Annotated in this window: 9 protein-coding genes and 1 pseudogene; 6 read left to right on the forward strand and 4 right to left on the reverse strand. The window is 63.7% G+C overall.

Annotated features, from left to right (window positions below):
- Positions 1-103: 103 nt before the first annotated feature.
- Both AC1DT6_RS38980 and AC1DT6_RS38985 read right to left on the reverse strand, forming a co-directional pair.
- The gene (locus AC1DT6_RS38980) at positions 104-910 is read right to left on the reverse strand and encodes a transposase (RefSeq protein ID WP_477115500.1); all 807 of its coding nucleotides are present in this window, start codon (positions 908-910) and stop codon (positions 104-106) included.
- Between the two features lie 263 nt (positions 911-1,173).
- The gene (locus tag AC1DT6_RS38985) at positions 1,174-2,079 is read right to left on the reverse strand and encodes a LysR family transcriptional regulator (protein ID WP_477115501.1); all 906 of its coding nucleotides are present in this window, start codon (positions 2,077-2,079) and stop codon (positions 1,174-1,176) included.
- A gap of 177 nt (positions 2,080-2,256) precedes the next feature.
- On the opposite strand from AC1DT6_RS38985, the gene AC1DT6_RS38990 reads away from it, so the two are divergent.
- The 5 genes from AC1DT6_RS38990 (at position 2,257) to AC1DT6_RS39010 (ending at position 6,780) form a co-directional block, all read left to right on the forward strand.
- Complete coding sequence (locus AC1DT6_RS38990) at positions 2,257-3,165, forward strand: alpha/beta hydrolase (RefSeq protein WP_477115508.1); 909 nt, start codon at positions 2,257-2,259, stop codon at positions 3,163-3,165.
- Positions 3,166-3,217: 52 nt separating this feature from the next.
- On the forward strand, positions 3,218-4,561 hold the full coding sequence (locus AC1DT6_RS38995) for an MFS transporter (protein ID WP_477115502.1): 1,344 nt from the start codon (positions 3,218-3,220) through the stop codon (positions 4,559-4,561).
- 44 nt (positions 4,562-4,605) lie between these two features.
- A complete protein-coding gene (locus tag AC1DT6_RS39000; protein ID WP_477115503.1) occupies positions 4,606-5,355 on the forward strand; it encodes an SDR family NAD(P)-dependent oxidoreductase in 750 nt (249 codons plus the stop codon).
- 18 nt (positions 5,356-5,373) lie between these two features.
- Positions 5,374-6,186: an SDR family NAD(P)-dependent oxidoreductase gene (locus AC1DT6_RS39005; protein ID WP_477115504.1), complete on the forward strand. Its 813-nt coding sequence runs from the start codon at positions 5,374-5,376 to the stop codon at positions 6,184-6,186.
- 396 nt (positions 6,187-6,582) lie between these two features.
- A complete protein-coding gene (locus AC1DT6_RS39010; RefSeq protein WP_477115505.1) occupies positions 6,583-6,780 on the forward strand; it encodes a hypothetical protein in 198 nt (65 codons plus the stop codon).
- Positions 6,781-7,180: 400 nt separating this feature from the next.
- Here the strand turns inward: AC1DT6_RS39010 and AC1DT6_RS39015 are convergent, their stop codons facing one another.
- Complete coding sequence (locus tag AC1DT6_RS39015; protein WP_477115506.1) at positions 7,181-8,317, reverse strand: IS110 family RNA-guided transposase; 1,137 nt, start codon at positions 8,315-8,317, stop codon at positions 7,181-7,183.
- A 103-nt stretch (positions 8,318-8,420) separates the two neighbouring features.
- On the opposite strand from AC1DT6_RS39015, the gene AC1DT6_RS39020 reads away from it, so the two are divergent.
- Positions 8,421-11,732, forward strand: coding sequence for a pyruvate carboxylase (locus AC1DT6_RS39020; RefSeq protein WP_477115507.1), 3,312 nt, complete (start codon positions 8,421-8,423; stop codon positions 11,730-11,732).
- 173 nt (positions 11,733-11,905) lie between these two features.
- Here the strand turns inward: AC1DT6_RS39020 and AC1DT6_RS39025 are convergent.
- Positions 11,906-12,190: pseudogene (locus AC1DT6_RS39025) on the reverse strand (ISKra4-like element ISBusp5 family transposase); the annotation flags it as partial.
- Positions 12,191-12,319: the final 129 nt, after the last annotated feature.

Below are 12,319 nucleotides of genomic sequence, written 5' to 3' on the forward strand. Positions count from 1 at the left end.
GGCGGCCATCGTTGCCTTGGCGGCCATCGTTGCCTTGGATGAGTTGTTGACGGTCATACCTACCTCGTTGCTCACTAATCTATCAGCGATTAGGTGACGCACGTCATATTGGCACGGGGGGCTCGGTGGCGCCATCCAGATGCAGCTCGATGTGCCGCAGCACCAGCGGTGCGTTCGATTCATCTGGGATGCTGACCGCTTGCTCGTACACGATGCCGGTTTCGACCCGGCCCATTTCGCGTAACGGCTCCAGCTCGCTGGGGCTCGGATTGCGGCCGTGCTCCCGCACGATGAAGGCGCTGCCGCGACGCTGCCACCCGGCAAGAATCGCTCGGGTGCTGAAGTTGCGATCGGCGATCCACAATTCGGCCGGCTGGGCCGATGCGAGCAGGGTTTCCATGATGGCCCTTTCCTGGGCATGCGCATCTTCACAGGGCACCAGATCGACGATCATCGCCATGTCCGGGTCATAGACCAATGACTGGCCTGGCAAGGCCGCACCCCGAAACCCCCGCAATGGTTTCAGGCGCTTTTCGCTCGCTGGCAAATGGCTGCCATCCACGATGCGCAGGCGATAGCCATTCACCGAGGGCGGCTGTTTGCGCAACATCGGTTGCACGACCGGCCCCAACCGCTGCGCACTGCCTTGCACCAGGGCACGAACCAGCCCCGGCTCGGTCCGGCTGAGCTTGTCGTACAGCGCGGTGATGGAAACCGGCAGCGCCGGACTGGCCTTGGCTGCCGCATGCACCGACGGGCGCAGCCCCACGGCGACCAGCGACATAATTTCCACCGTCGTCGAGAACAATAACTCCCGCGTGTACTGCGTTTCACGCTCTTGCTCGAACAACTCGTCGATCCAGGCTGGATCAAGGGCGCGTTGCAACCCCAGGCGCGCAATTTTCGTCACCTTGGAAGGGGTACTTCTAAGAGGTTTGCCACGCTCGCGACGTGGTCGCCTATGACGACACGATGAGGAGGCGGCAGGTCGCTCAATGACGGATATGGATATCTATTAGCCATGCAACGCAGGCGGCGCTGATCCTCGGTGAACAGTGGTTTTAGTTCTCCGTCTTATCCTCACGCTAACTCTTTGCTTATCCCAGGCATCGCTGAAAGCGGCCGGGCAGCACCTCCAGGGACGGCCCCGCTGAGCGGTATCTGTGCCCGGGCTCAGGCCGGAGCGATGCCGTACCGGCTGCCAATGCGCAGTAACAGCGCGCCTAGTTGCTGAAGGATCGGTCTCTGGTCGTCGGCCCGCCACACCAGTGCCGATGGCATGGCCGGTAGGWCRATCTCAACGAACGTGATCTGCGGCGTCGCGTAGTAGCTGGCGGCACGCTTAGTCAGCATGAGCAGGGCCTGTTTGGTGCCAACGGCAGCAATGGCTTCGCGGATCGTGCGTATCACGGGCCCCTCGCCGATCGGCTTGCCCTGCGGTGTGTGGCGCGGGAAGTGATAATCCTGCCATTCCTGGTTGACCGAGCCCGGCACCATGCGCACCAGCCGCTCTTGCGCCAGCAGTTCAGGGTCCAGCAATCCGGCGGCGGCGAAAGGGTGATCCTGCGGCACGCACAACATGCGCTGGTCTCGCATGATCACGGGCCCATGACGCAGGCCGTCGGCCCCCAGTGGCAGCCGGCAGAAGGCCGCATCCACCGTACCGTTGCTGACAGCGGCGTAGTGCGTCACATAGGTCAGCTCCACAAATTCCAGTTCCACTTCGGGGTACGCGGCCTTGGCTTCCGTGACAAACGGCCGGTGCAGTTCATAAAAACCACCGCCGAGAAAGCCAATCTTCAACAAACGCGGCTTGCCTGCCGCCTGCTGCTTGCAGTCTTCGATCGATGCCTTGAGCTGAATGATCGCTGGCGCAGCGCCATTGCGCAGTGTCTCGCCCAGCGGCGTCAGTGCGACTCGCCGGCTGGTGCGATCGAACAGTTGTCCGCCCAGAGCGTGTTCCAACGCCTTGACCGCTTCGGATACCGACGATTGGCTCAAGTAGAGGTTCTCGGCGGCCCGGCCGAAGTGCAGCTCGCGCGCGACTGCCAGAAAGCATTCCAACTGTTTCAGGTCCATCAATGCCTCCTGGCACTCATTGATAAAGCAATCGGAAATGCCGATTGATTGGCAGGATATTAGCACTTGTTCCCAAAACGGCGCATCTGCAGAATGGCGCGGTTACTACAGGAATTGTCTGGCGATATGGGCAAAGGAGAGGGGGCGTTGAGCAAGATTCCGCAAAACAAGGTGAGCATGAATGGATCGGCAGAGCCGATCGAATTCACGCTGGATGGCGACGTGATCCGCGGTACGTTTTACTTGCCTGCGGGCGCCACAGGCCAGGTGCCCGCGGTGGTGCTGGCGCACGGGTGGTCGATGGTGGCGGGCGGCGACCTGGAGGACTACGCGGCGGCCGTTGTCAATGAGGGCATCGCGGCCCTGACGTTCGATTTCCGGCGGCTGGGCCGCAGCGGCGGGCAGCCCCGGCAGGAGATCGATCCTGCCTGGCAGATCGAGGATTTCCGCGCGGCAATCTCTTACGTGCGCGGCCGGCTGGAGGTCGACCGCGAGCGCATCGGTATCTGGGGATCGAGCTATAGCGGCGGGCATGCCCTGGTCGTGGCCGCCATCGACAAACGGGTCAGGTGCGTGGTCAGCCAGGTCCCGACCATCAGCGGCTTTGCTGCTGCTCAGCGACGCATGCGCTACGACAGGGCGCGCACACTGCAGGCCACTTTCGAGGCGGATCGCGAGGCACGTTTTGCCGGTGCAACGCCGGCGATGTTGCGCATGGTCGATGCCTCCCCCGAGGCGCCGGTCGCCTATCCCGGCCGCGATTCGTATGACTACATGAGTGGCGAGGCGAAGCGCTGCCCGTCCTGGGTCAACGAGGTCACCCTGCGCTCGCTGGAGCTGGCGCGCGCCTATGAGCCGGGTGCCTATATCCGGCGCATCGCGCCGACGCCGCTGCTGATGATCGTCGCCACCGAAGATGGCCTGACGCCAGCCGACCTGCAGCAAGAGGCCTTCAACCAGGCACACCAGCCCAAGCAACTGATGCTGCTCGGCGGCGGGCACTACTCGGTCTACACCGAGCATTTCGATCAGACCAGCCGGGCGGCGGCACGCTGGTTCGCCACGCACCTGGGCAAGCCAGGGTAAGCGGGATAGACGCTCGGCAAGCGCTCGACCATCAAGAAAAACCAAGGGACACATGACGATAAATACACTAGAGACACACACCCGGCAGCAGCGCCTCGCCTCGTTGCGCGCCGCAGCGGTCGGCAACGCGCTGGAGTGGTTCGACTGGACGCTCTATGGGACATTCTCGGTCTACCTTGCCATCAACCTGTTCGACGCCACCGATCCTGCGTCGGCGCTGCTGGCCACGTTGGGCGTGTTTGCCGGTGGCTTCCTCGCACGCCCGGTGGGCGGCTGGTTGTTCGGCCGCATCGGCGATCGCTACGGGCGCAAATTCACGCTGGTGCTGACCATGTGCCTGCTGGCGGCGACCAGCCTGGGCATTGCCTTGCTGCCGACGTATGAACAGGTCGGCGTGTTCGCCTCGGTCCTGCTGTTCCTCTGCCGGCTGATGCAGGGTCTGGCCCATGGGGGGGAGTCCGGGGTGGCCTACACGTATGTGGCCGAGATCGCCCCGCCGGCACGCCGCGGGTTGTGGTCCAGCTCGGTCTTTGTGAGCGTGACGATAGGCGTGATGGCCGCCACGGCGCTGGCCGCATTGCTGACGCACCTGCTGGGCAAGGCGGCGATGGAAGCCTGGGGCTGGCGGGTCGGCTTTGGCGTCGGCGCGCTGCTGGGCCTGTATGCGCTAATCCTGCGCCGCAGTGCGACGGAAACCGAGGTCTTCGAGCAGCAAAGCCTTGGCGGCATGGGGCAGGCGAGCGCGCCGCGCATGACGCGTGGACAGGCACTGCGTATCGCCAGGAACATCGTCATGATCGCGGCCGCTTCCAATGCCACTTACTACACGTGGGTGACGTTTGCACCGGCGACGGCCATTGCGACGCACGGCATGGACCCGGCCGGCGCCTACACGGCCAGCCTGATTGCCCAGCTGATCTGCCTGATGTGGCTGCCGGTCTGTGGACTGCTGGCGGACCGCTTCGGACGAAAGCCCATGGTCATGGCGTTCGGGCTTGGCGTGACGGTCGTGGTGCTGCCGGTTTCGCTGATTGTCACCGACCAGCCGTGGACGCTGTTTGTCGCGCAATTGATCGGGTTGATGGTGTGGGCGCTGCTGGCAGCGATCTTTCCAGCGGTCATGGCCGAACAGGTGCCCACGCAGGCCAGGGCCATGGGGGTAGGCTTCATCTCATCATTGTCCGTCACCATCTTTGGAGGAACGGCACCCTACATCAATACGTGGCTGACGTCGCACGGCATGGAGTGGGCCTACACGGCCTACGTGGCAACGCTGGGCCTGATCGCCTTTGCCGGCGGGATGCTGATCCGCGAAACCGCGGGACTCGACCTCAACGACATTCCGATGCCTGGAGAACCTGAGACACCGCGCGCCAGCCGGGCCATCTACAACTGAAGTCACGGAATCAACGAACTTTCATCATGCAGAGGACACGCAATATGCAATATCCGGATCTGGCGGACAAGGTCGCCGTCATCACTGGCGCCAATGGTGGCATTGGGCAGGCAACGGTACGCGCGCTCCGCGCCCAGGGGGTCAGGGTAGTCGCGACCGACCTGGATGCCACAGCGCTGAGCCAGACGCTAGCAGCCGACGGCACGCAGGCCGACTGCCGGGCGCTGGACGTGACCCAGGCCGAAGCGATCCGGGCGCTGGCCGACGATGTGGCGCAGGAATATGGCGCCATCGATATCTGGATCAACAATGCCGGCTTCATGGCGCGCCGTCCCGCATTGGAACTGGACGTGCAGGCATGGCAGCGCACGTTCGATATCAATCTGCGCGGCACATTCTTCGGCGCACAGGCCGCCGGGCGGCACATGACTGGCCGGGGCAGGGGGGTCATCATCAATCTGTCCAGCTACGCCGGCATCAAGGCGCGGCCGAATTGCGCCGACTACGCGGCCGCCAAGGCAGGCGTGGCGCACCTGACGCAATGCCTGGCACTTGAGTGGGGTCCGCTGGGCGTACGTGTGAACGCGATTGCCCCGGGCTTTATCGACACGCCCATGAGCAACTGGATGCACGGTGACCCGCAAGCCTATGCGCAGCAACTGGAGCGGATGCCGGCGCGACGGGTTGGCCGGCCCGATGAAATTGCTGCATCCGTGCTCTACCTTGCGTCGGAAGCGGCTTCCTATGTCACGGGACATGTCCTGCTGGTGGACGGCGGCGTGTCCAAATCCTGACGGGCGAGGACTGACGACATGCAAGACTACTGGACGGGCAAGGCGGTGGTGATCACGGGTGCGGCGCGTGGCCAGGGCGCGGCGGAGGCCATGCACCTGCTGCGCGCGGGCGCGACGGTGTACGCACTGGATGTGCTGCCTGAAGCCGATGAAAGCTGGGCAACGCTGCATCGCGGTGCTGCAGGGCATGCGGAGAACCTGCATGTGCGGGTGGCCGATGTCGCGAGCGAAGAGACCTGGACCGTGCTGGCCGACGAGATCGGGCGGGCGGGCGTGCCCCTTTATGGCCTGGTCAACAACGCCGGCATTACGCTGCGCAAGACGGTCACGCAGACCACCCCGCAGGAGTGGAACCGGCTGCTGGAGATCAACCTGAACGGCCCCTTCCTGGCGATCCGCGCGCTGGCGCGGCTGATGCCGCGCGGCGCATCCATCGTCAACATCTCTTCGACGGCGGGACTCAGTGGCTATTTCAGCGCCGCCTACAGCACGAGCAAATGGGGAATCCGGGGACTGACTCGCGCCGCCGCGATGGAACTCGCCGATCATGGCGTGCGTGTCAACGCCATCTGCCCGGGCCTGGTGGACACGCCGATGATCCTGCGGCCAAACGCCGAGCACGACGCCGACAAGGCCCGCAAGTTCTATGAAGGCAATCGCGATGCGACACTACTGTCGCGGGGTGCGGATCCAGACGAGATAGCCACTGCGGTGCTGTTCCTGCTGGGGCCGGAGGCATCGTTCATCACAGGCGCGGACTTGCCCGTTGATGGCGGCATGACCGGGGGCGGCATTTACTGGCGCATCGGCAAGGAAACAGGCAATCTGTAACGGGCGGAGGCCGGCTAGTACCGGCCCTCGCAAGCACAACCACCTCCGCGTTGCCGATGTGACGTGAGGGCCCGGTTGACACTGTCCTTGACGGATAGCAATGATCCGGAGAGCTGTCAACGTAGCGTGCTTATGGAGGCGATCGAGCTGGCGCAGCATCAGCTCTGCGCTCGATCACTCCGACCGTAATCACCTTGAGGGGCTGCGTTCCCTCTCCTTCAATGTATGCCTGGATCGTCACGTCGGTGTGGGCATTGACTCTACTACTCCGGCTGATTCCGCCCGGCGGCAACGGGCCGGCTATATGATTATCAAAACCGTGTGACGCGATTCATCCTTCTTCAGCGGCCAACTAAGACGATCACCGGGGCCGGGGTAGGCCGAAGGAGCAACGGCATGACCCGGCGCAAGGCATCCGTTTCGTCGTCTGCAGCGGCGTCCGCGGTGCTGGGCGACATTCGGTCGCTGATCGAGGCGGTGCGGCAGCGGGCGGTGCACGGTGAGGAAATGCTGTCCACGCTCGTGGCGCAGTGGGTGAGGGACTACGGTACCCCGGCCGACCTTCATATCGTCTGCGGCGTCTCCTTCCACTAGACAGAATGTATTGACCTGCCCCCTCAATTGTGGCTCTGGGCCTCTGGTTTAACCCACCTTCTATGAGGGCGAGGGTGTCAACCCCCTGCAGTATTGGATTTCAGCATAAGGATGTCTGACGCGATACTCTCCTCCTTGCAAGCCATTACTGTCGCCAGGTGATGCGGTCAGAAATTGAGGTCGGGGTCGCTCATTGTCGGGCTGCTGCCCAGACTGCCTTCTATCCGTGCCGACGCGAGGGCCGGGCACCTCATACCATATGCGCAAAGCGCAGGACTACCCCTGTTACCTGCGCGCCCCCATCTCAAAGAACGGCTACCCGCGGAGGTAGCCCGGTGGGTTAACGGGGCGCGCTGACCCTGCTATTCGTACCGCTTCGCTCTCCATGCTTAGCTCGGCGTCACGTTACAACTGGTTTGAGGCTTGCCCCGGGGGGAATCTCGCCGTACTCGAGATAGCGCCACAGGGCTATTGCCAATCGGCGGGCAAGTGCGACAATACCGACGCGCCGCATGCGCTTGCCGCCTGGCGCAAAGCGCTCATTGAACCATTGCGCGAGCTGACTCGTTGGCTGGTAGCGTAACCAGCTCCAGGCCAGTTCGATCATCAGGCAGCGGGATCGTTTGTTGCCCGCCTTGCTGATGCCTTGTTCGACTTGACTTTCGCCACTGCTGTAAGGCGTCGGCGCGAGTCCTAGGCAACCCGCAACTTCGCGCCGGTTGTGAAAACGCCGCCAGCCAAACAGTTCCTTGACCAGGAGCCAGGAACTGCCCACGCCGATCCCGCTAAGTCGCGCGAGCAGCGCGACGGCTGGCTGCGCTCCGGCCTTCACCGCCTCGTGCTGCTGGGTTTCGATTGTTTTGATCTGCGTTACTACTAGCGCCAGTCTCGCGACTTCACGCTCGATCTCGGCACCCAAGCCAGCAGGCAGTTGCGAGTCATGATCGTTCCACCAGTGCTGCCAGGATCGGCCTCCGATGTGGGCGACTCGCAGGTTGTGCAATACCAGCAAGGAACGAATCCGGTTGCTGTGGGCCGTGCGTTCCTGCCTGAGTCGGCCGAGTTCGCGATGCAAACGCCGTTCGTCTTCCTGCTCTTCGGTTGGGACCCGCGCAATTGTCCACACGCGCCGCTCGCCGGCGTGGTAACGCATCAGCATCGAGAGCAGCTTGTCGCCGTCGAGCCGGTCGGTCTTGGCGCGCCGCGCGCGGCGGTTGACTTCAATGCTGGCCGAATCCACGACCAGGTTAACGATGCCTTGTTCCGTCAACCAGCGGTGCAGCCAGAAGCCATCGCGGCCAGCTTCGTAGCAACTGCGCACCGGGGCTTGCGGCGCCAGGCCGCAGCGTGCCTTGGCTTTGGCGATCACTTGCAGGACTGCATTCAGGTCGCTAGCCACCAGCGTATGCCGGCTCGGTCCACGCACGCCGTCGCCCAGCGACAGCTTCCAGCCCTTCTCGCCCAGTTCGAAGGCCATATACAGCCGGCCGGTGATGGTCGTATTCTGCCCCTGAAGGGCTGTGTCAGGCGTGTTCATTTGCGTGCTCCTGAGAAACGAGACTGCGAATCTTCGTTTTACTCCAGGGGCTTAGCCTCCGCGGCCCTTCATAGTATCTCAAGCCTAATCCACGCCGCTTGAGGTGCGGCAGGTCAATACATTCTGTCTAGGCCAGGCAAAGGTCGATGCGATTCATCCGGGCTATGGCTTCCTGTCGGAGAATCCGGACTTCGCGCAGGCCGTGATTGGCGCCGGCATCCGCTGGATCGGCCCGTCGCCCGAAGTCATGCGCAAGCTTGGCAACAAGGTGGCGGCGCGCAACGCGGCGATCGAGGCGGGTGTGCCGGTGATGCCGGCCAGCGATCCGTTGCCGCACGACCTGGAAGCCTGCAAGCGGCTGGCCACCAGCATCGGCTATCCGCTGATGCTCAAGGCGAGCTGGGGTGGTGGCGGACGCGGCATGCGGATCCTGGAAAGCGAGCAGGATCTCGAAACCGCGCTCGCCGCGGCCCGGCGCGAGGCGCTGGCCGCGTTCGGCAACGACGAGGTGTATGTCGAAAAGCTGGTGCGCAACGCGCGCCATGTCGAGGTGCAGGTACTCGGTGACACGCACGGCAACCTTGTGCATCTCTACGAGCGGGACTGTACCGTGCAGCGGCGCAACCAGAAGGTCGTCGAGCGGGCTCCCGCCCCGTACCTCGACGATGCCGGCCGGGCTGCGCTGTGCGACTCGGCACTGCGGCTGATGCGCGCGGTTGGGTACACGCATGCCGGGACGGTCGAATTCCTGATGGATGCGGACTCCGGGCAGTTCTACTTCATCGAGGTCAATCCGCGCATTCAGGTCGAGCACACGGTCACGGAGATGGTCACCGGGATCGACATCGTCAAGGCGCAGATCCGCGTCACGGAGGGCGGCCATATCGGCATGACCGAAAACACGCGCAACGAAAACGGCGACATCATCGTGCGCGCCGCGGGCGTTCCAGCCCAGGCGGAGATTGCGTTGAACGGGCATGCGCTGCAATGCCGGATCACGACCGAGGATCCGGAGAACGGTTTCCTGCCAGACTATGGACGGCTCACAGCCTACCGCAGCGCGGCGGGCTTCGGCGTGCGCCTGGACGCCGGCACCGCCTACGGCGGCGCGGTGATCACCCCATACTACGATTCGCTGCTGGTCAAGGTCACGACCTGGGCGCCGACCGCCGCCGAGTCGATCCGGCGCATGGATCGCGCGCTGCGCGAGTTCCGCATCCGCGGCGTCGCGTCCAACCTGCAATTCCTCGAGAACGTCATCAACCATCCCGCCTTCCGGTCTGGCGACGTCACCACGCGTTTTATCGACCGGACGCCGGAACTGCTGGCGCTCACCAAGCGCCTGGACCGCGCCACCAAGCTGCTGCGCTACCTGGGCGAGGTCAGCGTCAACGGCCACCCGGAAATGAGCGGCCGCATGCTGCCGTCGTTGCCGCTGCCCAAGCCGGTGCTGCCCGCCATGGATAGCAGCGGCCCGCTGCCTTATGGCACGCGCGACCGGCTGCGCGAGCTCGGCGCGGAGCAGTTCTCGCGCTGGATGCTGGAGCACAAGCAGGTCCTGCTCACCGATACCACCATGCGCGACGCGCACCAGTCACTGTTTGCCACCCGCATGCGCACCGCGGACATGCTGCCGATCGCGCCGTTCTACGCGCGCGAGCTGTCGCAGCTGTTCTCGCTGGAGTGCTGGGGCGGCGCCACCTTCGACGTGGCGCTGCGCTTCCTCAAGGAAGACCCGTGGCAGCGTCTAGAGCAATTGCGCGAGCGCGTGCCCAACGTGCTGTTCCAGATGCTGCTGCGCGGATCGAATGCCGTTGGCTACACCAACTATGCGGACAACGTGGTGCGCTTCTTCGTGCGCCAGGCCGCCAGCGCCGGCGTGGATGTGTTCCGCGTGTTTGACTCACTGAACTGGGTGCGCAATATGCGCGTGGCGATTGATGCCGTCGGTGAAAGCGGCGCGCTGTGCGAAGGCGCGATCTGCTATACCGGCGACCTGTTCGACAAGTCGCGCGCCAAGTACGACCTGAAGTATTACGTCGGCATCGCCCGCGAACTGCAGCGCGCCGGCGTGCACGTGCTCGGCATCAAGGACATGGCAGGCATCTGCCGTCCGCAGGCGGCGGCTGCGCTTGTCAAGGCACTCAAGGAGGAAACTGGACTTCCCGTACATTTCCACACGCACGACACCAGCGGCATCTCGGCCGCTTCGGCACTGGCCGCGATCGCGGCCGGCTGCGATGCGGTGGACGGCGCGCTCGATGCCATGAGCGGGCTCACCTCGCAGCCCAACCTGTCGAGCATCGCTGCGGCCCTGGTGGGCAGCGAACGCGATCCCGGACTTAGCCTGGAGCGCCTGCACGAGGCGTCGATGTACTGGGAAGGGGTGCGTCGCTACTACGCGCCGTTCGAATCCGAAATCCGCGCCGGCACGGCTGACGTGTACCGCCACGAGATGCCGGGCGGCCAGTACACCAACCTGCGCGAGCAGGCCCGCTCGCTCGGCATCGAGCATCGCTGGACCGAGGTGTCGCGCGCATACGCCGATGTCAACCAGATGTTCGGCGACATCGTCAAGGTGACGCCCACGTCAAAGGTGGTGGGGGACCTGGCGTTGATGATGGTGGCCAACGATTTGACTGCCGCTGACGTGTGCGATCCGGCCAAGGAGATTGCCTTTCCTGAATCAGTGGTCTCGTTGTTCAAGGGTGAACTGGGCTTCCCACCCGACGGCTTCCCCGCGGAACTCTCGTGCAAGGTGCTCCGGCGCGAGCCGCCCGCGCCTTACCGGCCCGGGGACCAGACTCCGGCAGTCGATCTTGATGCGGCGCGTGCCGCAGGCGAAGCTGCCTGCGAGCAGGCACTTGACGACAGGCAGCTTGCTTCGTTCCTGATGTATCCGAAGCAGGCCAGCGACTACCACGCGCATGTGCGTGCCTATAGCGATACTTCGGTATTGCCCACGCCGGCATTCCTGTACGGCTTGCAGCCGCAGGAAGAAGCGGCCGTCGACATCGCGGCGGGGAAGACGTTGCTGGTCTCCCTGCAAGGCACGCACCCCGATGCCGAAGAGGGCGTGATCAAGGTCCAGTTCGAACTGAACGGACAATCGCGCACAACGCTGGTCGAGCAGCGCAGTGCCACGCATGCGAGCGTGGTGCGCAGCAGCCGTCCGGTTGCCGATCCCGGCAATCCGCTGCATATCGCCGCGCCCATGCCGGGCTCGATCGTGACGGTGGCGGTCCAGCCGTGGCAGCGCGTTGCCGCGGGCACGACGCTGATGGCGCTGGAGGCAATGAAGATGGAAACCCACATCGCGGCGGATCGCGACTGCGAAATCGCCGCGGTGCATGTTAAGCAGGGAGACCATGTGGCCGCGAAGGATTTGCTGATCGAGTTGAAGGGCCCGGATTGACATCGGTTATTTGGCGAGCGTTCGGATAACTCCAATGAGCTGGCCGCTTGCTCTCCGAATATAACTTGGACTGCACCTCACTGTATCCACCGGATCCACCCGGCGGGGGTGAGTCCCTGTCCTTCGTGCGACCGATCACGGGGCGTCACGGCAAATGCTGTTGAGGGAAGCCGTTAAAAAGCCCGGGACGGTCTTTGCCAGGGCCAAGACACACGTCGCTGGCCAATCCATGGCAACTGCCGCTGAGCGAGTTCGTGGAATCCCTGGTTCAAGAGGGCGACGCGCACTTGCACGACACTGTGTGCTCCCGCACGACTCCAACGCATATGTTGGCTTTGACACGTGCGACGGCCAACGATTCGATTGATAGATGACTCGACGAAGCCGGCCGCGATTCGCAGGCCGACACGCTGCCGGGTGCGATAGTCGATCAGCGACTCAAGATTGTTATTGAGGTACTAACCTTTTAGAAAGTATTGTCATGTGAGACAATGCTTTCATGAAATGCAAACGAAACTCGGATGCTCGGTCGATCGAGCATCAAGCCTTGCAGGTAATGCGGCAGCAGGCAGTGAAGGCTATTCGCG

It is taken from the genome of Cupriavidus sp. 01L45, assembly GCF_056399885.1.